Below are 24,309 nucleotides of genomic sequence, written 5' to 3'. Positions count from 1 at the left end.
ATCGTTTTTTAAATTAAAAAGTCACGTTTACGCCAAGGGTGAGGTAACGGTAAAATGGGTACCTTTCGTTACCGGCCACTGTCCTGGTAACTTCAGGGTCCCAGCCGTCATGTATATAAGTTTTTTCCCACAAGTCACTGCCCGACAAATAAATCCGGAGGCCTTTTATGGCATGGGTGTGTGCAAGCAGGCTTTTAGGTATTGTGTAGCCAAGCACCACGTTTTTAAGCCGTACATACGCGCCGTTTTGCACCCTCCATGTTGATGGCTGATAGTTATAGTTATTGATACCGTTGTTCTGAGCAGAATGCAGGTTAGGATAATAAGCATCCGGATTTTCGGGCGACCATACATTGCCCAGGTAAGAAGTTGTTTGACCCTGGAAAATGGATAGGAAAGGCACACTGAAGTTTGCAGTTGAACCAGTACGCAGTACGGCCCGTTTACCAACGCCCTGCAAAATGGAGTAAAAATCAAACCCATTCCATTGCAAACCAAAGTTAAACCCAAAACTGTATCTCGGGTTATCAGACCCAAGATAAACAAGGTCGCCCTTATCGGCTGCGGTGCCTCCTATACTAAGTTTACCATCGCCATTAACATCCACAAACTTATTATCGCCGGGGCGCAGGCCGCTTACCTGGCCGGCAGGGTTGGCAAGCGCCGACGGAATTGGAAGGCCTACGTTATTAGTGCTTCCGGTAGGCGCGTATTGGGCGTTATAAGCATCAACTTCGGCCTGGGTTTGAAGCTTGCCGCCATATTTTAAGCCGAAATACGATCCCAGGGGATACCCTTCCACTGTATTATTATATCCGGGTGTAATAACATTTGCCCCGCCATAATGAACAAGCTTATTTTGGTTGTCGGTAATTGTGCCGGTAAGCGAGTAGGTTAGCTTACCGATGTTTGATCGCCAGGTAAGGCTGCCTTCATATCCCCAGGTATGCAACGTTCCGATGTTTTGTGCCGGTGCGCTGGCGCCAAGTACACCCGGGTACAACTGGCCAAGCAACATATTATTGTTTTCATTTCTGAAGATGTCAAAAGAGCCCGAAAGGTGATCGTTTAAAATACCGAAATCCAATGCCAGGTTCTTTTTAATCACGGTTTCCCAGGTTCTGTTAAGGGAAACCAGGCTTCCGGTAGTAGTTACCGAGGTAGCCAGGTTTGAGCCAAGTAACGCTCCGCCGCCAGTTACGTTAAGCGACTGTAAATAATCATACAAGCCAATCCCGCTCTGGCTACCAGTGGTTCCGTAGCTTGCCCGTAGTTTAAGGTTCGAGAATATGTTGAGGTTTTTAACAAATGACTCTTCGGATATAATCCATGAACCCAGTACCGAACCAAATATCTTCCACCTTTTATCAGCAGTAAATTTTGATGAGCCATCATAACGACCTTGCACCTCCAGGTTATATTTGTTGTTGTAGGTATAAGTTGCACGTCCGAAATAAGATCCCAGGGCATAATGGTTCTGGGTTTCGCCATTGGTTACAAAACCGGCGGTACCGCTGCTAATGCCGATTCCTAACGAAGGGATATCATCGCTGCCCAGGTTGTAGGTACGCGTGGTAAAAAAATTGTACTCATCGCGCTCATATGAACTTCCAAGCATCAACCCTACCGCATGAACCTTGTTAAACACGTTATCGTACGATACCCTGCCCGCCAGGTTGTAATAGGGTTCGGTGATGTTGCTGCGGTTATAAAAGGTATTGCTGCCGCCGCTCCCGCCGTTTATTGGGTTAGTTTGTATTTGCAGGTTACCGGCATAGTTATAAAACTGAACCTGCTTTTGCTGTATCCTGCTGTCCTGGTACCATACATGATAGCCGGTTACCGCGGTAAATGTGAGGTGTTTGGCAAAATTGTAGGTAAAAGTTGAATTTAACAGGGCCCTGCTGTTCGATTCCTTATTGTCGCCACCATATTTAAGCAAGGCCGGGGCACTGTAAACTGTTCCCCAGGCGTATGGTTGTCCTTTTGACGTAAACGCAGGCAGGCCTGGCTGGCCGTAGTTGCTCAGCGCGCTGTAACCTCCGTAGCTGTATAGCGTAGGCTGCTGTATATTATTCCTTTCGAGGGAGATATTGGTTTCCAGGTTTACCCTGTCGCTAAACTTATAACTATGATTTAAACGGAGGTTATAACGCTGGTTTCCGTTGAGGCCCCATTTTAACTGGCTTCCATCGTTAAGGTAACCTAAAGATACGCGGTAGCTGCTATGATCGCCGGAGCCCGAAAAGCTCAGGTCCTGCTGGGTTGATGTGGCATTTCCCCATAACATTTTTTGCATGTTGGTATCAAAAAAGGTAAAGTCCTTAACATCACCGAAAGATGGCAGCGGTGTGCCGTTATATAGAACGCCATTAGCCGAACCTGCATAACCTGGTAATTTGGTGATATCGATGTAAAGTGAATCGGGTGGATGGGTAGCCAGGTCGGCCAGTTGATACCAAAGATAACTTGAAGGGATCACACCATAGTTATCGTTGATTAAGGCTTCTTTCAAACTTTGGCCCCATTGCCGGTTATTGATCAAAATAGGCTGAAGGCCAAGTCTCTTTTGCGATATAGTGGAGAGATATTGTACATTCATTTTACCTGGTTTGGCTTTTTTGGTGGTGATAAGCACCACGCCGAATGCCGCGCGCGCACCGTAAATAGATGCGGCGGCGTCTTTTAAGAAAGATATATTGTCAATATCATTCGGATTAATGGAGTTCAGTTCGGCATTGTTAACCAATGCGACATTATCCAGCACAATAAGCGGATCCTGCGTGTTTGTAGAGGTGGCCCCACGAATCTGGAAGTTCCAGTTTTCGCGGCCGGGTTGGGCAGAACTGCGGGTAACCACAACGCCGGGAACCTGGCCCTGTAAGGATTCAAGCGGGTTATTAATAGGCCCCCTGTCCTGGAAAACCTTCGAGGAAACGGTTGCAACAGCTCCTGAAACGGTAGCGCGTTTTTGCTGACCATACCCTACAACAACCACCTCTTCCAGGCCCTTGTTTGATGGCTCTAATTTGATCACCATTGGCTTGTCGAAATCAGCGGCCACGGTAACCGATGTATAACCAATGCTCTTAAACTGCAGCGATGCATTTGCCGGAACTATGATTTTAAAAGTTCCGTTCAAATCGGCAGCCACCCCGTTGGAAGTACCTACAGCCAGTACAGTGGCCCCTATAACGGCTTCGCCGGTACTGGCGTCAATAATTTTACCGGTAACGGCCTTGTTCTGGGCCGATGCTGTTGCCCAGCACGCAATTAACAGAAGTACAGCAAACAGCCGTAGTATCCGGTGTCTTGTTTCGTAAAAAACATTCATAAAGTGTTGATTTTAATGTTCATAATTTAAATTTGTATTGGGTTCCAGTTATTGAATCATTGGGTTTATTTTATTGCCCCCGGGCTGGTAATTAGTATGGTATAGACATTAAAAGCAAAGGCGGATACTCATTTTCAGAGCATTTTTTTCAATTACACTACAAATTCTGCTAAAACAACAGGGCGTTGAGGCTGCGGGCCCTAAACAAAAAAGAGGCTATCCTTTTGAGACAGCCTACGTAGGTGAGGCTTTTTTATTAGTTTTGTATTATGTATTTCTTTAGAAAAAAAGATCCCAACAGGCCAACAAACATTAACCTGCGCATTATGCATATTATAAATGCTATTGCCATAATCATGTTTTTAGCTGGCATCATCTACAAGCTGATACAAGTGTTCATACTCAAAAAATGATGGAAATAATAAACACCAATAATGCGCCTGCACCTATCGGGCCTTACAGCCAGGCAACTGTTGCCGGTAATTTTGTATTTGTATCGGGACAGATCCCGCTTAATCCTGCAACCGGCGAACTGGTAACCAGCAGTATTAAAGATGAAGCAGTGCTGGTAATGGAAAATATTAAAGCCATTTTAACCGAAGCAGGCATAGGCTTTGCCAACGTGGTAAAAACCAGCATATTTTTAACCGACCTGGGTAATTTTGGCCAGGTAAACGAAGTATACGGCACCTATTTCACCGCCAACTTCCCGGCCCGCGAAACAGTACAGGTATCTGCATTGCCAAAAGGCGTTAATGTAGAGATCTCGGTTATTGCGGTAAAATAAAAAGCCCCAAGCCCCACCCAACCCTCCCCTGAAGGGGAGGGCTTTTGAATAAAGAGTTTTTGAATTTTTAAAACCATGCTTATAAAAGTCTTCCGCTAACCAGCGGAGAGATTTAGAGGGGCTTTCTTATGGATCCTTTTCAAACACCACTTACATACTTAAAAGGCGCCGGCCAAACCCGGGCCGAGGTGTTGAAAAAGGAGCTGGGCCTGGCCACTTTTGAAGATCTGCTGCGCCATTTCCCTTTCAGGTATATCGATCGTACCAAATTTTATAAAGTAAAGGATATTAACCCCGATTTGCCTTATGTGCAGGTTTTGGCGCGTGTTATCAGCAAGCAGGTGGTAGGCGAGAAACACACCAAACGCCTGGTAGTGCAAACCCGTGATGATACCGGCACGCTGGAACTGGTGTGGTTTAAAGGTATTAACTGGATCGAGAAAACCGTCGTCCCCGGCAACGTATATATTGTATTTGGCAAACCGGGATTTTTCAACGGGCAGGCCCAGATGGCACATCCCGAAATGGAGGTTTATTCGGCGGCAACCATGCAGCGGCAGGGCAACGCTACCTTGCAGCCGGTATATAATTCTACCGAAAAGTTAAAACAGTTTCAGCTGGATAGTAAGGGGATCCAAAAACTTACCTCCAACCTGCTTGAACTGCATGCCAGGGATATCAGGGAGAACCTGCCTTTATATATTATTCAACACTTTAAGCTTATTGACCGCGCTGGGGCTTACCGTAATATCCATTTCCCGGCGGATGCCAATTTACTGAATGAAGCGTTGCACAGGCTGAAGTTTGAGGAATTGTTTTTGCTGCAACTTAAACTCCTGCGCAATAAAATGCTGCATACCCAAAAGTTTAAGGGGAATGTATTCAGCACCGTAGGCCATTATTTTAATGATTTTTATCACCATAAATTGCCTTTTCAGTTAACCACGCCACAAAAGCGGGTGTTGAAAGAGATAAGACAAGATACCCAGCGCGGCGTACAAATGAACCGCCTGCTGCAGGGCGATGTGGGCAGCGGGAAAACTGTTGTGGCATTAATGGCGATGCTGATAGCTGTTGATAACGGCTTCCAGACCTGTATCATGGCGCCAACTGAAATATTGGCAAGCCAGCATTTCCAGACGATCAGCAGTTTGGTAGGGGATGATTTTATTGCAGTGGCTTTGCTTACAGGGTCAACCAAACAAAAAGACCGTAAAATATTACACCATAAACTGGAAAGCGGCGAACTTAAAATACTGATAGGTACCCATGCTTTGATAGAAGATAAAGTTCAATTCAAAAACCTTGGCTTTGTGGTGATTGATGAACAGCACCGTTTTGGCGTGGAGCAAAGGGCAAGGCTGTGGCGTAAAAATATTGTACCCCCGCATATCCTCGTGATGACGGCCACACCCATTCCCCGCACATTGGCCATGACCTTGTATGGCGACCTGGATGTATCTGTAATAGATGAATTACCTGCCGGCCGTAAACCTATCCAAACATTGCACTTTTATGAAAATCAGCGCCTGCGGGTGTTCGGCTTTATGAAAAAAGAAATCGCGCTGGGTAGGCAGATCTACATTGTATACCCGTTGATTAAGGAAAGTGAAAAACTCGATCTGAAAAACCTGGAAGATGGTATTGCGGTTATATCGCGTGAGTTTCCCTTGCCCGATTACCGCATCAGCATAGTACATGGTAAATTAAAACCTGCCGATAAGGAATTTGAAATGCAGCGATTTATTAAAGGCCAAACGCAGATCATGGTTGCTACAACCGTTATTGAGGTTGGGGTAAACGTACCCAATGCATCGGTAATGATCATTGAAAATGCCGAGCGTTTTGGCCTGTCGCAATTGCACCAGCTGCGCGGCAGGGTAGGGCGTGGGGCCGAGCAGTCCTATTGCATTTTGATGAGCAGCCATAAGCTAAGTCACGATGGTAAGATCCGCCTGGATACTATGGTGAAAACCAATAACGGTTTCGAGATCTCCGAGATCGATCTGCAGCTGCGCGGTCCGGGTAACCTTGATGGCACCCAGCAAAGCGGTGTGCTCGACCTTAAAGTAGCCAACCTGGCTACCGATCAGGAACTGTTGTTTAAAGCCCGCAAAACGGTGGAGCAGATTTTTGCCAAAGACCCCCAGCTGGCCCTCCCCGAAAACCAGGTATTGCACCATGCCTTCGAAACAAAAAATGCCGGTTTAAGCTGGGATAAGATTTCCTGATAGGGTAAAGATCACTTCGTGGCTACTTATGACGTATTCGATTTTCAAGGTGTGAAGGCCTGTCAGTCTGAGCCTGTCGAAGACTCGTGGGTAGAGGCATTGCCCGCTGTGCTTCCACAGGCTCAGGTACTGTCTTAAAAACAAATTTTATCTCCCGCAATGTTTGAGCAGAACAAGGTAAAAATAAATTGCCCGAAATCAAAGTATTACATTGGTAACTCAAGTCGGTTTATGTTTATACAAATTCAGTAGTAATATCTGTCTTATTTTTCGCCCAAAATATTAAATTTGTTTCCGACTGACTTTTTGTAGATTAATCTTTAAAAAAACTGAACAAAATTCGATTTTATTGAAAGATTACTATACATTTTTACCATTTTTTTGAACATTTATATAGATGAAAAAAACACTTACGTTCCTCTTTTCCATGCTGTTATCAGCCAGCCTGCTCCACGCGCAGGACTCATTAATCATCCGTAAAATTTACGACGAAGCCCTGGTAAACGGCAAAAGCTATGAAAGCCTGCGCTACCTGTGCAAAAGTATCGGCCAGCGTTTAAGCGGCTCGGCCAATGCGCAAAAAGCGGTAGACTGGAGCAAAAAACTAATGGAAAGCTACGGCTTTGATAAGGTTTACCTTCAGGAAGTTATGGTGCCGCATTGGGTAAGGGGTGCAAAAGAAACCGCTTTTATCATTGACGGCAAAACCCGCATCCCGGTGCCGATAGCTGCATTGGGTATGACGGTAGCTACGCCTAAAGAAGGCATCACCGCAAATGTTATTGAGGTACAAAGCCTTAAAGAGGTTGAAACCCTTGGCGAAAGCGTGATAAAAGGTAAGATAGTTTTCTTTAACCGGGCCTTCGATCCGCGATTTATTGAAACCGGGCACGCATACGGAACCGCTGGTGATCAGCGTTTTATGGGCCCGGCTGTCGCCGCCAAATATGGCGCGGTAGGCGTTATCGTCCGTTCATTAACCGAAGCGCTGGATGATTATCCGCATACCGGCGCAACATTGGTTGATAAGGACGGCAAGAGCCTCCCTGCGGCGGCAATATCAACAAAAGCAGCTAACAGGTTGAGCACTATGCTTAAAATGCGTAAGCTGCCTCTGATTAAATTCTACTTTAAGCAAAGCTGCCAGACATTGCCCGATGTATTATCCTACAACGTTATTGGCGAATTAACTGGTACCGAGCATCCTAATAAGTTCATCACCGTAGGCGGTCACCTGGATTCATGGGATTTAGCAGAAGGCGCTCATGACGATGGTACAGGTGTAATGCAATCGGCAGAGGTTTTAAGGATCTTTAAAGCAACAGGTTATCGCCCTAAAAACTCGATACGTGCTGTATTTTTCATGAACGAGGAGAATGGTCACAAAGGCGGAACCAAATACGCCGAGTTGGCTGCCCAAAATAAAGAAGAGCACATTGCGGCCATAGAAACCGATGAGGGAGGCTTTACCCCGCGCGGTTTTAGTTTCTCGGATGTATCAAAAGATTTCATCGCAAAAGTAAACAGCAACTGGAAGGCGCTGCTTGAGCCTTACGAGGTTGATCAGCTAATCATCGGTGGATCGGGTACTGATATTGAGCCTATGAAAGAGAAACTGCCCGGAGTTATCCTGATAGGTTTCCGCCCAGATTCTCAACGCTATTTTGATATTCACCACACCCCCAACGATGTTTTTGAAAACGTGAACAAACGCGAGCTTGAACTGGGGGCTGCGGGTATAGCTGCGCTGATCTACCTGATAGATCAGCACGGATTCTGATAGATTTCAGATGTGCAGATTTCAGATGTGCAGATTTCAGATGTGCAGATTAATAAGGCTTTTTTCCGCCGCCTGGGTGCTTGCAGGCGGCTTTTTATTCTGTTAGCTATTTGTGAGGATACAAACCGGGGAGCTAAAATCTGCACATTTGAAACCCGGAATCTGCACATCCGCATTTTCACATCAAAAAAATCCTGATAATCCTGCAAAATCTTGTTAATCGTATTGTAAATTTGTGGCACATCTAAAACAACACTGTGGCCGAAGAAGGAGATAGTAAACCCAAAATTGATTCTTTTGCAGCATTGCGATATAAAGATTTCAGGTCTTATATCGGGATGCGCTTTTGTTTCACTTTTGCATATTCCATGCAGGCCGTTGTAATCGGTTTTTATATTTACCAGTTAACAAAAAGCGCGTTTGCGCTTGGGCTTGTAGGTTTGTGCGAAGCCATACCTGCGGTTTGTATTGCCTTATACGGAGGATATATTGCCGATAAATCCGAAAAACGCAAGATGCTGCTGCTGATATTTAGCGGGGTAATCCTTACATCTGTTGTAATGTTCGTGGTTACGCTCAAAAGCATGAGCGGGGTTATTCATGCCGGCTGGATAGTACCCATTATTTACATCATGATTTTTTGCAATGGTATTGCCAGGGCCTTTTACGGGCCGGCAACTTTCACCATTTACGCCCATAGCATCCCCAAAGAATTATATCCTAACGGAAGTACCTGGAGCAGCTCGAGCTGGCAGGTGGCATCCATTATAGGCCCGGCTGCGGGCGGATTAATTTATGGTTACGCTGATAAACTGATCCCCGGTTTAACCGGCATTACAGCCACGTTTGCCGTGATTATATTTTTCTTGCTGGTATCGCTATTGCTTGTTGCGTTATTACGCAAATATCCGCCGGTTTTTGTACCTAAGGAAAGTATCTGGAAAAGTCTTTCCGAAGGCATCCACTTTGTGTTTAGCAATAAAATGATGATTGGCGCCATGAGCCTTGATCTGTTCTCGGTGTTTTTTGGCGGCGCTGTGGCATTGTTACCCATATTTGCAAACGAGATATTAAAAGTAGGAGCCGAAGGACTGGGTATTATGCGGGCTACATCCTCATTAGGTGCAGTATTAACCATGCTGGCCATGACGCGGTTTTCGCCCATGGGTAAGCCCTGGCGTAATTTGCTTATCGCGGTAACAGGTTTTGGCCTTTCTATAATCTGTTTTGGTTTATCACGCAGCTTTTACCTGTCGCTATTATTTTTATTTACCGAAGGCGCGTTCGATAGCATCAGTGTCATCATCAGGGGAACCATCATGCAACTGTTAACACCAGACCACATGCGTGGGCGGGTATCGGCAGTAAACCAGATGTTTATCGGCTCCTCAAATGAGATAGGCGCTTTTGAATCCGGAACGGCTGCCCGCCTGTTGGGCACGGTACCTTCTGTAATATTTGGTGGCAGCATGACCATGATCATCGTGGGCATTACTTATCTTAAAACCAAAAAACTTATCCCGTTATCATTACAGCAGATACAGCCACCGGAAGTGGTTGAGAAGGAAATAGTATAATGAATAAGCCGTGCCGAACTTGTTTAGGCACCCCACAAGCACGGACGGTGTACAACATAAAGTCGAAGTGCCCTATGAGATCCCTGAATTAAATTCAGGATGACCATTATGGCTTTACCCCAACACACTTTCCACCCAGGCTTTACCCCAATTATCTATTTCTTCGGCGGTCCAGAGTGATGGATAAAAAATACGTTTCTGGAAACGCGGAGGCAGGTATTTTTGCCAGTTGGTGCCGCCGGTAGCTTTAATCTCTTCCGGCTCACGATTAAGATAGCGCACAGCCGATTTATAGTGCGATAAAGGCCAGTTTACATTTACGTTGGTATCCAGATGGCGCAGCTCATTTTTTAATTCGGCTGTCATTTGCCCGGCTGTTTCAAATCTTAAGGCCAGGGCATTAAAATTATAATTTACCGCCGCCTTTCCAAGTTCAATGAAGGTTTTGGAATATTTTTTTTCAAACTGCTTAAGCGTTAACGTTTTTTTACCGGTTGATAGCTCTGTAGCGCCAAATTTCCAGTATAGGTATTCAAACTGCTGTTCTATAGATGCGCCGCGCAGCTCTTCGCGTTTATCCTTAGCAACCAGGTTAATAAAATCGGTTGCATAAATTTCAATCATCCGGTACTGTCCAGATTGAAAACCGCTGGCAGGCAACAACGACATCCTGAACTTAAGGAACTGATCTTTCTCCATGCCATCAACCATGATCTCGAATGATTGGGTTAAGGCGCCAAAATAACGGTTAATGCGTTTTAACCGGGCTGTTAAAAACTCAGCGGTTAGTGGCAGTGCTTCTGTAATCTGCCGGCACTCGTGCAGGGCCAGCTTAAAATATAATTCGGTTATCTGGTGGTAGATGATAAATATCTCTTCATCCGGGAAAGGCGTTTTAGGATTTTGCAAACTTAATAACGTATCCAGGTGGATATAATCCCAATACGTTAAAAAATCGGCATAAAGTAAGCCGTCGAGGTACGAGTTCATATCCTGGCCCATGGCCTCATATTTTTCCTGCAGCCGTGCCAGGCGATCTTCAATTTCGGGATGGAATTGCATTAACAAAGGTAGTAAAAATGAGATGAGCTGAAATAAGCCTAAGTATCTGCAAAAGATAAAACATTTTTAAAGTGTGTATGTCTTATTATCTGAACCGGGATTAAAAAAATTTTTGAATTCAAAGAATGATAAAATTCTGAACATTCTTAAATCCATGAAATTCTGATCTAACCTTAAACATCATGAAAATAAGAAAAATATTGATAGGCGTTGATGATAGTACTTACGCTCATAATGCCGCTGCTTATGGCTTTGATGTTGCCCGCATGTATAACGCAGCAGTTGGTTTGGTACATATTATTGAACCTGTTGTATATCCGCTGGATACTAACGATGGCTTCACAGGTATGTCGATGGATCCTAACCTGGGCTTAATGCAAACTGAACTTGTGAATCTGCAAAGCGAACAATCATCAACAGTTATTGAAGGTATTATAGAAGAATTTGGAAGCGGGTTGGAGGTGTCTAAATTTGTTGAATATGACAACACCGGCGATGGTATAATAAATCGCGCAAAAGAGTTTAATGCCGATTTGATAGTAGTAGGTACCCACAAACGTTCCGCTCTTGATCGTTTGCTGTTGGGAAGCATAGCCGAAAGCGTTATCCGTCACTCGGAAATACCTGTGTTGGTGGTGCCGTTTGCAGAAGAAGAATAAATTCAGGTTCGGGCGGGGTATAGTTTAAAAACTTTCCCTGATACCTCTCGCTCCTGGTAACCCGAGCCTCGCAACCTTAATAAAGCAACCTGAACTTTATGGTATGTTCAATGGCTTTTAGTTCGTTAAGTACCTGGGTATCATAGCCGGTGTTTACGTCTGTTATCACGTAGCCTATCTGGGCATTGGTAACTAAAAACTCGCCAACTATGTTGATGTTGTGGCGGGCAAACACATCGTTTATTTTAGCCAATATACCGGGTATGTTTTTGTGTATATGAATCAGGCGGTGCGCATTACTAACCCTCGGCGGCTGCAGATCGGGGAAATTACAGCTGGTATGCGTTTTTCCCTCGTTCATAAAAGCCATAACCCTCTTAGGAATAAAATCGCTGTTATGGGGGTTATGCTTAGGGTCATCAAATATAATAATGCCACAATCGGTAGCTGCATCTGCCAGCTTGCGATTGCATTTGCCAAAAATGCCTATCACTTTTAACCTGCCGGCGTTCTGAATCTGTTCGGGATTGGGTTGATGATCTTCATCGCAGAATAAAACACCCGCTTCTTCTAAATATTTTTCTTCAATAGTCTCCCGGTTGCGGATGTTGTAGCCTTCCTTTTTCATTTGGGCCTGTGCATCCTCATCAATATCACCTACTACCAGGCATTTAATGCGGTTTTTGGGGTACGATATGGCTCTTGGCAGTTTATTAAGGTACAGGAATTCATCAAAGCTTGGTGTAATATGGTCGGCCTTTTCGGCTACAGATTTGCGCTCGATGTTCTCGGTAAAAGCAAAGAATTTTTTGATCATACCCGATTCCTTTAACTGGAAATCGGAGTAGCCATCACCTATGCCATAAATATCGCCGGGCAATTGCAGCTCTTTTAGTAATTTAACTTTACCACCTTCCTGCGAGAGGGGATTGGTACGGTCATAGCCTACAATATTGCCTTCCTCGTCAAACTCAAAGGTATTGGCGTAGATGTTTTCTTTTTTGATATGATACTCGGTAACCACGGGCGTAATGAACTCCTTAAAGCCACCGGATACAATCAAAACTTCGTCCTGGTGATTTTTAAAGAAAATAGTATTACGGGAAAATGAAGTGGATACTTTTTTCTTAAGATGGCTGATAAGCTGCTTTAAATGATCGCGGTTGGCCTGTAGCAATTTAACCCTTGCTTCTAAACTCTGGGTAAAAGATAGCTTGCCCTCCATTGAGGCGTTGGTTAAATCTTCAATTTGCTTGTAAATACCCTCGCGGTCGGGGTGATTTTTGAGAGATATGCGTGCCAGTTCGTCAAGGGCCTCAACCTGTGTAAACGTGCTATCGAAATCAATAATAAAGTACTGCTCCATCTTGGGTGCAAATGTGCGAAAAATTTTATTGATAGGGTAAGCAGAGTTTTATTAGTTATTGGCCAGGCGATTATTTTATTTCGCAAACCGCTTTCCATATTCAATTGCCGGTAGTTCAACATACAGGTGCATTAATTTGGAAATAAACAGGAGGAATGCCAATAGTGCAACATCAAACAGAATATTTAAAGTCATATTGGTTTGTATAACTACAATCTTGAGGTGCCCTGACAGGTAAACCCCTATGGGTACATGCACCAGGTAAAGAGAATAGGATACATCGCCATAGCGGCTCAACAGGTTATTTTTAAGCGGCTTAAAGTGATTACCTATGATAAGTACTGCCGTTATAGCACAAGATATAATATAAACAGTGGATTGATGTGTAGTGTAAAACCCTGTTATGGCCAAAATTAATAATGCAATATTAAGCCACTTTTGGCCGGGCTTATGCAGCAACAGGTATATAGCCAAACCAAAGCTAAACAAGGGCCAAAGGTTCAAAAAGAAAAATGGGCCCGATTCGAACTTTGGCAAAAAAATACTTAATAAAGTTACTGCAATTAAGGCGATGGTGAAATATTGCTTCTTAAAAAAAGCGCAGGCAAATACAGCCAGGTAAAAAAGCACCTCGCAGGATAATGTCCAATACACCCAATTTATGGTAGTTATATTGCTTATAGGCGATGTGGTAAGCGTAATGGTTGCCAAAATTCCCACAATGCTTTTAGGTATGGCTATTGCCGAATTAACCCCTGTTATCAGTTTTAGCAACAAAATTATAAGGGCGGTTATAGCCAGGCTGAACCAATAGGATGGGAAGATTCTGAAAAAACGCCTGACGATAAACTCCGCTGGCTTTTTAGCATGCTGAAGGGCGATTAATATGCAATAACCACTAATCATAAAAAATACAGGCACCCCAAGATGCCCGTACTTGCAAAAATTGCGGTACCAGTTATCAATATGTTTGATGGGCTCATTAAAATGAAAAAGAACTACCCACGAAGCAGCTAAGATCCTCAGCAGATCAATCAGGTGGTTTCTTTTATCTTGTTGCATTTGAAAATTTGGAGAGCAAGATAGTGATATTGGAGTAAAGAAAGATTTTAACCTAATGCCGCTAATTACTCAAGGCAATACATATTTCTTTAATAGTTTCATTCACCGGTTTAAACTCAATCCCGATAGCCTTTTTAATTTTTGAGTTGTCAAACTTCCGTGTTACAGAAGCCGCCTGTGCCGACGTTTTATCAATAGCCGGATCACCGCCCGTTAACGCAGCCCAAACAGCGGCTCCACGCCAGGCCAGTTCCATTAACCATGGTTTGGCTAACATAGCAGGTGGTTTTATCCCGAACCTTTGTGCAGTTTCGGTTGTTATGGCTTTATAGGTATAGTTTTCGGCACTGATGATATAGCGTTCGGCTGTAATATTGCTGTTCATGAGGCCTGTCATACATTTGGCCACATCCTCTACATCAACAAAACCGATGCTGCCGGGGGTATAAAATTTAAGTCCTTTACGTACAGTCTCAAACAATGCGCCGCTGCCTTCTTTACCTGCACTGGCGCCTATAATGAGCGAAGGGTTTACAATTACAGCATCCAAACCTTCGGCAATGCCCCGCCATACTTCCATCTCACTTTCCAGTTTAGATATGGCATAGCCGTCATTTTCTGTTGATTGCTCCAGGTGGTGATTTTCGGTAGTAAGTTCGCCTGGTTTGGCAAGGCCAATAGCAGCAATGGAACTTACATGCACCATCCTGGTACCCTTTTCTGCGCATAAATTAACCAAATTTGCTGTGCCGGTAACGTTTGTGTTAATCATCGGCTTTTTATCGGCCGCTTTTAACGATACCCATGCCGCGCAATGGTAAACCTGGGTTATACCTTCCAGCGCGTTCTCCAATGCAAAAATATCCAGCAGGTGGGCATCAACCCATTCAATTTGTGATTGAAGAGGAACAAGTAAAGCGGGTATAGTTGAGGTAGTTCGTTTAGTGCAACGAATATGCGCACCGGATTTAACCAGCAGCTTCGCCAGTTCGGCCCCTAAAAAACCTGTTGCGCCAGTAATAAGAATCATTTTAATTTGAAGATTTGAAAATGTGCTGATTTGAAAATGTAAAAGTGCACAATATCATTTGATGATTTATCATACACTGCTTTTGAAAATTTGCATATTTGCAGCTGAAGTAAGCGATTGATCATTTTCAAATCTTCAAATTAGCACATTTTCAAATTACAATTAATGTCCTTAGCTGATTTTTTTACACCTGTTGATCTAAAAAAGATCGCTCCTAAAAAGGGGTATTATACCAGCCAGCTTGGCGATATAATTGTGCATTATTCGGTCGATTTTCCTGACCTGGAAGAAAAAACCGACCTCGCCATTATTGGTGTGATGGACGACCGCAACGCGACCGATAACCAGGGCTGCGCCCTTGGTCCCGATTATATCCGCGAAAAATTATACCAGCTTAACGAAGGCGGCTATAATTTAAAAATTGCCGACCTGGGTAATATTGTTGCCGGGGCTACAGTAACCGATACCTATTTTGCCCTTAAAACTGTAATTGCCGAATTGGTAAAAAAGGATATTGTGCCTGTTATTATAGGTGGCGGGCAGGACCTTACTTATGCCCAGTACCTGGGATATGAAGACCTGGAGCAAAAGGTAGACCTGGTGGTGATCGATTCGCGGTTTGACCTGGATGAGGATGAAACATCCGGTAGTTTGGAAACCACCTCGCAATCCTATCTCAATAAGATATTTTTACACGAGCCCAATTACCTGTTCAATTTCAGTAACCTGGGTTATCAAACGTATTTTGCCAACCAGGAGAGTTTGCGGGTAATGGATAAGCTTTACTTTGATGTACACCGCCTTGGCGAACTGAGCGGCAATATAGCCGTAACAGAACCTGCCATCCGTAACGCCAGCATGATCAGTTTTGATGTGGGGGCTATCCGCTCATCAGATGCTATGGGGAATGCCAATGCTTCGCCCAACGGCTTTAACGGGCAGGAGGCCTGCCAGCTATGCCGGTATGCCGGGTTTAATGATAAATTGAGCTCAATTGGCTTTTATGAATTTAACCCGGCGTATGATAATAATGGCCAAACCGCTATGTTGCTGGCGCAGATGATATGGTATTTTGTGGATGGTTTTTATGGCCGAAAGCGTGATTTTCCGCTCAACCCAAAATCACAATACCTTATTTACAAAACCAGCCTTAAACATGAAGATCAGGAAGTGGTATTTGTAAAAAGCAAGAAATCCGATCGCTGGTGGATGCAGGTACCGTACCCAACCGGTGGATCGCGTAATGAGCGTTTTCATCTGGTACCCTGCAGTTATGCCGATTATAAAACAGCCACATCCGGCGAGTTGCCAGACCTGTGGTGGCGTACCTATCAAAAATTGAACTGATAATTACAATTAGAACCGCATTTTAACGTTATCAAATCTTATAGTTTTAATATCCTGATGAAAAAAATATATTTTTTAATAACCGCGTTGTTGCCGGTTATGGCACTTGCCCAAACCCCGGATACCTTTACAATAAACGGGAAAATAGGAAATACCGGTGCTCCGGCTAAAGTTTACTTGTCATACCAGTTAGGTGCTAATAGCGTAATTGATTCTGCCGATGTTGTTAATGGCGTGTTCAGTTTTAAAGGAACAATGCTAAATCCTGTTAATGCCACGCTGGTTGTTGATTATAAGGGAGTTGGTATTGAAAAATTTGCACAGCAATATGCTGATGGCAGGGCACTCTCCAATAATGCGGATAACCTGAGCTTTTTTATTGATAAAGGTACATTAACCATTACCAGCAAAGACTCTGTTAAAAAAGCGCAGATCGGCGGTTCGCAGCTTAATATTGATAATATAAAACTGCAGGAGCAACTGAAAAGTATCAACATAAGGGGCGAAAAATTAATGGCCGAAGTTAAGGCCGCAACGCCGGAGCAGCAAAAGTCGCCTGCTTTTCAAAGCAGTATGCAGGCCAAGTATAAAGCATTGCAAACGCTGCAAAGCTTTACTTTAAAAAGCTTTATAACTGATAATCCCAACAGTTACCTTAGTTTACTTGCTTTAAGCTCGGTAGGCGGTCCTTCACCAGATCCCGGTGAAATTCTGCCTTTGTATAATTCGTTATCGCAAAGTGTAAGGGAAACCGAGGCAGGCAGGGTTTTAAAAAGCCAGCTTGATATGTTAAAAGCGACTGCTGTTGGTGCTGTTGCTCCCGATTTTACACAAAATGATGTAAACGGCACGCCTGTTAAACTATCCTCATTCAGGGGTAAGTACGTACTGCTTGATTTTTGGGCTTCGTGGTGCGGGCCCTGCCGCCAGGAAAATCCTAACGTGGTGCGCAACTATAACAAATACAAAGCAAAAAACTTTACCGTATTAGGGGTATCATTGGATAAGGCTGACAGCAAATCGGCCTGGCTTGCGGCTATTAAAAATGATGGCCTCGACTGGACCCAGGTATCTGATCTTAAATACTGGAACAACGCGGTAGCCGCGCTTTATTCAATAACTTCTATCCCTCAAAATTACCTGATAGGGCCCGACGGAAAGATCATCGCCAAAAATCTTCGCGGCGAAGACCTTGATGCCAAGCTGCAGGAATTGTTTGGGAAGATATAGGTTGATGGGTGGTTGATTAAGTTGGATAAACCCGGGCTGTTGGCAAAGCTGCCCCTGCTGTCTAAATTTAATCAAACATTCACTATGCACTTATCAACCAAAAACAATGTAACTTTTTACTGACTATTAGTAATATATTGTTTTTACATATTATATTGCGATATAAACTTTATCTCTTATGAAAAAAACAATATTATTAGCATTAGCCACGCTGCCTGTCATTGCTTTTGCACAGGATACCAAATATAACATACAAGGTAAAATAGGTGAATTTAACACCCCTGCCAAGGTTTACCTCGAATACAGGTTCCCTAAGGGCAAGCCTATTTATGATTCCTGTACTGTAGTTAATGGTAAGTTTCACTTTGCAGGTTCTGTTGGCGCCGCGCCGCTTAATGCCTACCTGTTGTTTAATCGTAAAGGTACGGGTACAGGCAACGCTGATGGATACCGCGTAATTTACCTTGAACCCGGTGTTATTAACGTAACTGCTACCGATAAGATTGAAAACGCAACAGTTGACGGACCAAAAACTAACCAGGAAAACGAAAAATATCAGTTAGTGCAAAAGCCGGTGAACGATGCTTACGCTGCTTTGGAAGAAAAGCAAAAAGCAGCTACAGACGAGCAGAAGGCTTCTCCTGAATATATCAAAAAAGCAAAAGCCGATGAAAAAGCCATCGACGATATGAGCGCTGCTATAGATAAAAAATTTATCCAGGAAAATCCGGGCTCCATTATCAGCCTCAATGCCCTTGAATCATTGGCCTACAGTGCCGATTATGTAGATCTTAAACCTTTATACGATGCCTTAACACCTGCTGTAAAGAGCACCGAAGCAGGCAAAGCCTTGGGCGAAAGGATGCCTAAATTTAAGGCTGTAGCGTTGGGTGCAATAGCGCCTGAATTTGCCGAGGCTGATACCAGTGGAAAGATCATTAACCTGTCGTCATTTCGCGGGCAATATGTTTTGATTGATTTTTGGGCATCATGGTGCGGTCCCTGCCGCAGGGAAAATCCTAATGTGGTGAAGGCTTATAACCATTATAAGGGTCAAAAATTTACTATTTTGGGCGTATCGCTCGATAAACCAAATGCAAAAGACAAGTGGCTGGCTGCCATCCATAAAGATGGCCTTACCTGGAACCACGTATCCGACCTTAAATTCTGGGACAGTAAAGCGGCCGGTTTATACGCTGTTCGTGGTATTCCCCAAAACTTTTTATTAGACCCCAACGGGAAGATAATTGCCAAAAACCTTCGTGGCGATGACCTGGAAGATAAGCTTGCCGAAATCTTCGGGAAGATATAGTTAGTTCATTGGTTCACTTGTTCATTAGTTTATTGGTGAACTGTTCATTAAGGTCAGCCAAATTTAAACGGCATGGCTTTTTTTTAGTTAAGATAGCCTGTTATCTAAGCTATCCTACTAATGAACTAATGAACAAGTGAACCAATAAACTAAAGAAGATCAAACCCGATATCTTTTCTGAAGTACATACCATCGTAATAAATACGGCTGGCATCGGCGGTGGCTTGTTGCAGGGCGTTAAACATGTTGTCCTGCAGTGAGGTTATAGCTAAAACCCTGCCCCCGGTGGTTATCACGTTTTCACCATCGTTAGCGGTACCCGCGTGGAATACTATCGAATCGCGGACGTTTTCGGTGCCGGTTATTACTTTGTTTTTGAGGTATTCGCCGGGATAGCCGCCTGCAACCATAACTATGGTGGCCGCAGTTTTGCCCGATATGATGAGTTCTTTTTCGTTGAGGTTACCTTCGGCAACGCCCTGTAGCAGGTCTACAAAATCGCTTTCAATGCGGCGCATTACACTTTCGGTTTCGGGGTCGCCCATGCGGCAGTTATACTCAATAACCCATGGCTCGCCATCCTTGTTCATCAGGCCTATAAATATAAAACCCTTATAGGGGATATTATCCTTTTTTAGTCCCTCAACGGTAGGAATTATTACCAGTTCCTCAACCTTTTTCATATAGGCGGCGTCAGCAAAAGGTACCGGCGAAATAGAGCCCATGCCACCTGTATTTAAGCCGGTATCGCCCTCGCCAATACGTTTATAGTCTTTGGCTTCGGGGAGTATTTTGTAGTTGGTGCCATCGGTCATTACAAAAACTGATAGCTCGATGCCCTGCAAAAACTGCTCAACCACCACGCTCGAACTTGCATCGCCAAACTTAGCTTCGGCAAGCATTTGAGTAAGTTCTAATTGTGCTTCTTCAAGCGTAAGGCAAATCAATACGCCTTTGCCGGCGGCAAGGCCATCGGCCTTTAACACCACGGGCAAACCCGCTGTGGCCAGGTAAGTAAGGCCTTCCTGCAGGGTATCTTTTGTAAATGTTTTGTAGGCTGCGGTTGGGATGTTATGCTTTTGCATAAACTGTTTGCTGAAATCCTTGCTGCCTTCCAGCTGGGCCGCATGCTGCTGCGGACCAATCACCGGTACATTTTTCAGCTGAGCATCGGCCAAAAAGAAATCATGAATTCCCTTAACCAGTGGTTCTTCGGGGCCAACGAGCACCAGGCTGATAGCGTTTGCGATAACAAAAGCCCCAATGCCCTCAAAGTCGGTAACCTTAAGGTTAACGTTGGTGCCATACTGGTGCGTGCCGGCATTGCCAGGAGCAATAAAAAGCTTTTGACATTTGGGGCTTTGTGCAATTTTCCAGGCGAAGGCGCTTTCCCTTCCACCAGAACCGATGATCAGAATATTCATGCCGACAAAGATAGTTTTTTGGACGAAGGATTTTTGGATGAAAGCGCAAGGATTTGGACTTTCGGACAATGGATTTTCGGACAAAGGACGTTTGGACAAAGGACTTCCTGAGGGCGGATGCCTACAGCGTCAACAGGTCAGGCGCATATGGCTTAAAGACCAGCTTGTTTGATTCTCCCTTTCCCATGCCTTCAAGTTGCGGAAAATCTCAATAAAAAAAAGAGGCTGCCTTTTTGTGACAGCCTCTTTTCTGGTTTGCTTAATTTAATATTTAATTAATGCGCTCAGGTTTGCTCACTTCTCCGGTTAGCAGGTTGATAACGTATTTGTAATATGAGTTTGTTGTGCCTTCTATTTTAAAATAAGATTCTAAAGTATCATTATCCAAAAATACCATATAACCGCTATTGCCGGCCTTTGAATTCTTATCAGGCGAGGTTTTATAATCGTGACTTTGCTCATAATCAAAGTACACTTTCCCAAGTACAAACTTTCCTGTTGTTTTATCAGCCGATTGTACTCTGCGGCCAACTACTTCTTGAAACAAATACTTGGTAGAGAAATAATGCGATTCGCTCAGAATATTTTGATTCAGCACGTTAAAACGAGCTGTAGCCGACGCGCTTCCGGCGGTTGTAAAATAAATGCCATCAGAGGCTTTCACATGAAAATTCAAAAGGTCATCATAAACATTTTCAAATCCTTTGCCACTAACAACTGTGTGCATGGTATCGTCCAAAGCATATGCATTAATATTATAGCCATTCGCCCATAATTTTCCGTCGCACAAATAAGTAAATTTTGAGTTGCCCGTATATTTACGGGTCGTATCGCCATTAATTACTGTTCTATTAGTTGGCGTGGTTTCGAAATCTCCACATTTGGTTAAAATTGTTTGCCCCATGACGGTTAATTTGTCCTTACCGCCAGCGCTTGAATGGCTTATATGCGCAGATGCTAACTGCGCAGACAAAGACATGTAAACGCTTAAGGCCATTTTTTTAGCGACTTCAGACTGACTTACACTTGTTGTTTTTTTTGTATCGGTAATTTTTGCGTCGTTCTTTTTACAAGCCGTGTAAAGTAGGGTAATGCCAATCAGTGTTGTAATTGTAATTTTTAAAGTATTTTTCATAGAGAAAATTTTGTTTTGCGATGAAGGTTTTTCTCGGGATACTCAAATTCTATTCCAATTAAAATCAACTATAAAGTGATAAAGAATTCGGTGCGTTGAGAAATAAAATGGACAAAAATGGGAAACTTATTGCCCGCCCCAAAAACATACTTATAGGCATGTTAGCGATGCCTGTTGTACTGAAATAGTTCATTACTTAGCATGCGGCCTCAGGGTCCTTTTTCAAAGAAACCCTGAGGGGCAAAAGGATTTGGACTTTCGGACAAAGGATTTTTCCTACTGCCTGCTGGATGAAGTGTTCTTTTGTCTGCTTTCGTCCGAAAGTCCTTTGTCCGAACGTCTTTTGTCTGCCAGTCCTTCGTCCAAAAAATCCATCTAACCGGCTGTAATCAGCGCCGTCCCGGCTTCGTCAATATGCACATGGCAATCTGCAACAGAAATATGGTGTTTGAATTTACTTATGGGTTCAATCCAATCACGGGAAGTAAAAACCGGGGCATGTATGTTTACAGAATCAACCAGTACTTCTTCACCATCCAAAACCAGTCGCCAGCATAAGTCCCGGCCGTTACTCTCGGTATTAAAACGTATTTGGGCAAGCGCCACCTGTTTATTCATATTGTAAATAGTGATGCAGGAAAAACGCTTGGATTGTAGGATTAGTATATTGGTAAGCGGGTTTTAAGTTAACGGGTCCCGAACCCGTGCCGGGCTTATCCGTATAGCAAAAACAGCCGCTACCCGTATGGCAGCGACTGTGAAATTAATTATAAGATTGGCCTTGCACCTGTAATATTTAAGGCGCCAGGCAAAATGCTATGCTTTTATACGCATCGTACTGTGATTGCCTGCCTACGCCATTAATTACTGTGGAGTATACAGCAAGCGATTCGGCAAAGGCTGCTACGCCGGGGCAGGAGCCCAGCATAACCGAAACCGGTTTTACATAGGTATAATCTACAAAAGTAGCCGGTAAAAGTGATCCCGATACGCTATCGAAACCATTGGCTCCCTTAATAATGCTAAAGCCATAGGTGGCAAAGCCCATAGGGTGAGATGCTACCCAATGCAGCGATACGGGGTGTGTTTTGTCGGTGTATTTTAAATAACCGCAATCGGTAGTCGCGTGGTTGCCATCAAGTAAAGGCATATCTAATGATGCTACGCATTGCTGGTTATCAATAAATAAGTTGTTGCCCATGGTTGATACCAGGTTATGGGCTGCATCATAAAACTCTACAACCAGGCTATGCAAGCCGTTGGTAAGATTGTTGCTGCCCAGTTTGCAGCCAATATCTGTTTCCATGTAGGAATATACCGGGTTGTGCACAGTATAATAACCGCCTGGCTGGGTGCTTTTGGCCTCAACAATATTATAGTAACCGGTTGCAGGGTCCATACGTACTTCGCTCCAGCTATCTGTTCGGGGTAGGCCATCTACCAGTACGCGGTAATAGGTAATACCAGAGTTCCAGGCATGATAATGATCAATATTTACCGGAAGGGTGCCGCCGAAGGGCGAATCTTTAGGAAACTGGTAGGGGTAGGCAGGCAGCGAGGTGGTATCGGCCTTGCCGCTTGCCGGGATCAGGTTCCAGGCAACATAGCCAATGCCTTTGTACAGGAAATTGCCTGTACCTAAAGTTAAAAAGTGCTGGTCAATTTGATTGTTAGCGGCAACGCAATAAATGCCCGGTGTGATTACGGTTACACTTGATGGGCGGAATGCGGTACCTCCGATAAGCAGGTTTACATTTGCGGTAGTTTTGGTAACATCCACAACCGAGATCCGGTTTGCAGGGTCGCGCTCGGCTACCAGTAAGCGGCTTTCTGTGGCATCGGCCCAGGTTAGGTAAAACGGACTGGTTAAGCCCGTGGCTATTGTTACTTTAATACCGGTTGCCAGTTCTATACGGCTTACGCAGTTAAGTCCCTGCTCGGTAACATAAGCATAAGAAAGGTTCGCCGATAGCGTTAATCCCACTGCCAGGTTTAAACCATTATATAAAACTGTTTGCACCCCTGTGCCCAGGTTAACCCTGATAAGCCTGCCCGGATTGGCATACTCAACTACGTAGGCCTGGTTGTGGGCCTCATCTACCCAAAGCTGCTGCGGTGTGTTTAAGCCCGTGCATACCACCGTTGATACATTACGGTTGGCATTAGCTAAATTTACTCTAACAATATTGCCCGTGCGTTCGGTAACATAAGCGGTGGCTTCGTTATTTAATACACAGATGTCCTCGGGCTGGTTGTAGCCTATGCCGATATGCGCATATGCCGGGTTCAGCTTGTAGGTTACCCATTGTATCTTAAGGTCGTAACCATAAGCTACAACGCCTATTTTGGCATAATTGCCCTCGCGGGTTTTAACGCAAAAAACATCGCCCGCAACTAATTTATTGGAGGCATCATTATTACCAATAATAGCGCTTGAAGTATAATTGAACAATTGCATGGCGGCTGGTGTAAGCTGGCCAAAATTAACCTGCCCCAGGTTAACTATTTGCGCTGTACCCTGGGGTACCATTTGGCGTTTAACACTGTCAATTTGTTCCCACCAGATATCTGCAGTGGCGCCCATGCCAACATTAGTGCCTGTTTCACAATCAAAAAGCCAGGTGCCTTTAATAATTGCTGTTCCCTGCGATACAATGCCGGCCGAGCCCTGTACAAGATCGAGTTTGGAAATAAAACCGCCGTATTCTACAAAAACAAGCTTGTTGTGGTTTTTAAGATACTTTGAGCCGATAGCGCCGGCCAGACCTGTGACTAAATTTTTCATAATTTTTAAATGTTTATAAGGTTTAAATTTTTAAATGGAATGCGCTTATAGTTTTACGATTATTGAAGTATGAGCAGGTAAATGATCCCTGCGGCGTTTATATTCACGCTGCTCACTAACTTTGTTTTTAAATTGCTGACAATCATTGTTTAGGTAAATTTTATGATGTCAAAATTGTGGATTAATCT

18 protein-coding genes are annotated in these 24,309 nt (G+C 44.0%); 9 read left to right on the top strand and 9 right to left on the bottom strand.

The genetic code is table 11. From position 1 onward, the window contains the following. Positions 1-13: 13 nt before the first annotated feature. Entirely contained in the window at positions 14-3,334 is a 3,321-nt protein-coding gene (locus tag AC1DQW_RS07760) for a SusC/RagA family TonB-linked outer membrane protein (protein ID WP_477453557.1), read from the bottom strand. Between the two features lie 269 nt (positions 3,335-3,603). Between AC1DQW_RS07760 and AC1DQW_RS07755 the strand changes: the two genes are divergently transcribed. The 5 genes from AC1DQW_RS07755 to AC1DQW_RS07735 all read left to right on the top strand — a co-directional run bounded on the left by AC1DQW_RS07755 (position 3,604) and on the right by AC1DQW_RS07735 (position 9,709). Further along, entirely contained in the window at positions 3,604-3,747 is a 144-nt protein-coding gene (locus tag AC1DQW_RS07755) for a DUF6728 family protein (protein WP_477453556.1), read from the top strand. Next, positions 3,744-4,121, top strand: coding sequence for a RidA family protein (locus AC1DQW_RS07750; RefSeq protein ID WP_477453555.1), 378 nt, complete (start codon positions 3,744-3,746; stop codon positions 4,119-4,121). Before AC1DQW_RS07755 ends, AC1DQW_RS07750 begins: the two co-directional genes overlap by 4 nt. 128 nt (positions 4,122-4,249) lie before the next feature. Beyond that, complete coding sequence (gene recG / locus AC1DQW_RS07745) at positions 4,250-6,352, top strand: ATP-dependent DNA helicase RecG (protein ID WP_477453554.1); 2,103 nt, start codon at positions 4,250-4,252, stop codon at positions 6,350-6,352. Between the two features lie 397 nt (positions 6,353-6,749). After that, on the top strand, positions 6,750-8,132 hold the full coding sequence (locus AC1DQW_RS07740) for a M20/M25/M40 family metallo-hydrolase (RefSeq protein ID WP_477453553.1): 1,383 nt from the start codon (positions 6,750-6,752) through the stop codon (positions 8,130-8,132). Between the two features lie 257 nt (positions 8,133-8,389). Continuing rightward, positions 8,390-9,709: an MFS transporter gene (locus AC1DQW_RS07735; RefSeq protein ID WP_477453552.1), complete on the top strand. Its 1,320-nt coding sequence runs from the start codon at positions 8,390-8,392 to the stop codon at positions 9,707-9,709. A 114-nt stretch (positions 9,710-9,823) separates the two neighbouring features. Here the strand turns inward: AC1DQW_RS07735 and AC1DQW_RS07730 are convergent, their stop codons facing one another. Next, positions 9,824-10,771: a tryptophan 2,3-dioxygenase family protein gene (locus tag AC1DQW_RS07730; protein WP_477453551.1), complete on the bottom strand. Its 948-nt coding sequence runs from the start codon at positions 10,769-10,771 to the stop codon at positions 9,824-9,826. 182 nt (positions 10,772-10,953) lie between these two features. On the opposite strand from AC1DQW_RS07730, the gene AC1DQW_RS07725 reads away from it, so the two are divergent. Continuing rightward, on the top strand, positions 10,954-11,430 hold the full coding sequence (locus AC1DQW_RS07725; RefSeq protein WP_477453550.1) for a universal stress protein: 477 nt from the start codon (positions 10,954-10,956) through the stop codon (positions 11,428-11,430). 76 nt (positions 11,431-11,506) lie between these two features. Here the strand turns inward: AC1DQW_RS07725 and AC1DQW_RS07720 are convergent, their stop codons facing one another. The 3 genes from AC1DQW_RS07720 to AC1DQW_RS07710 form a co-directional block, all read right to left on the bottom strand. Continuing rightward, positions 11,507-12,796, bottom strand: coding sequence for an HAD-IB family phosphatase (locus AC1DQW_RS07720; RefSeq protein WP_477453549.1), 1,290 nt, complete (start codon positions 12,794-12,796; stop codon positions 11,507-11,509). 75 nt (positions 12,797-12,871) lie between these two features. After that, positions 12,872-13,858, bottom strand: coding sequence for an acyltransferase family protein (locus tag AC1DQW_RS07715; protein WP_477453548.1), 987 nt, complete (start codon positions 13,856-13,858; stop codon positions 12,872-12,874). A 61-nt stretch (positions 13,859-13,919) separates the two neighbouring features. After that, positions 13,920-14,888, bottom strand: coding sequence for an NAD-dependent epimerase/dehydratase family protein (locus tag AC1DQW_RS07710; protein ID WP_477453547.1), 969 nt, complete (start codon positions 14,886-14,888; stop codon positions 13,920-13,922). Positions 14,889-15,053: 165 nt separating this feature from the next. Here AC1DQW_RS07710 and AC1DQW_RS07705 point away from each other — a divergent pair, with 165 nt between their 5' ends. From AC1DQW_RS07705 to AC1DQW_RS07695, 3 genes are all read left to right on the top strand, one after another. After that, on the top strand, positions 15,054-16,235 hold the full coding sequence (locus AC1DQW_RS07705; RefSeq protein WP_477453546.1) for a formimidoylglutamase: 1,182 nt from the start codon (positions 15,054-15,056) through the stop codon (positions 16,233-16,235). Positions 16,236-16,292: 57 nt separating this feature from the next. Next, on the top strand, positions 16,293-17,465 hold the full coding sequence (locus AC1DQW_RS07700; protein WP_477453545.1) for a redoxin domain-containing protein: 1,173 nt from the start codon (positions 16,293-16,295) through the stop codon (positions 17,463-17,465). 178 nt (positions 17,466-17,643) lie between these two features. After that, positions 17,644-18,777: a redoxin domain-containing protein gene (locus tag AC1DQW_RS07695; RefSeq protein WP_477453544.1), complete on the top strand. Its 1,134-nt coding sequence runs from the start codon at positions 17,644-17,646 to the stop codon at positions 18,775-18,777. 149 nt (positions 18,778-18,926) lie between these two features. On the opposite strand, the gene purD is transcribed toward AC1DQW_RS07695, so the two are convergent. The 4 genes from purD to AC1DQW_RS07675 form a co-directional block, all read right to left on the bottom strand. Next, positions 18,927-20,201 (bottom strand): phosphoribosylamine--glycine ligase, encoded by a 1,275-nt coding sequence (gene purD / locus AC1DQW_RS07690; RefSeq protein WP_477453543.1) that lies wholly within the window; start codon positions 20,199-20,201, stop codon positions 18,927-18,929. A 271-nt stretch (positions 20,202-20,472) separates the two neighbouring features. Then, positions 20,473-21,336 carry a hypothetical protein gene (locus tag AC1DQW_RS07685; protein WP_477453542.1) on the bottom strand — a complete coding sequence of 288 codons (864 nt, stop codon included), beginning with the start codon at positions 21,334-21,336 and terminating at the stop codon, positions 20,473-20,475. Positions 21,337-21,711: 375 nt separating this feature from the next. After that, entirely contained in the window at positions 21,712-21,954 is a 243-nt protein-coding gene (locus AC1DQW_RS07680; protein ID WP_477453541.1) for a hypothetical protein, read from the bottom strand. A gap of 178 nt (positions 21,955-22,132) precedes the next feature. Next, a complete protein-coding gene (locus AC1DQW_RS07675) occupies positions 22,133-24,121 on the bottom strand; it encodes a hypothetical protein (protein ID WP_477453540.1) in 1,989 nt (662 codons plus the stop codon). Positions 24,122-24,309: the final 188 nt, after the last annotated feature.

Source organism: Mucilaginibacter sp. P5_A4, assembly GCF_056400605.1.
This window is presented reverse-complemented; position numbering and strand designations above follow the sequence as displayed.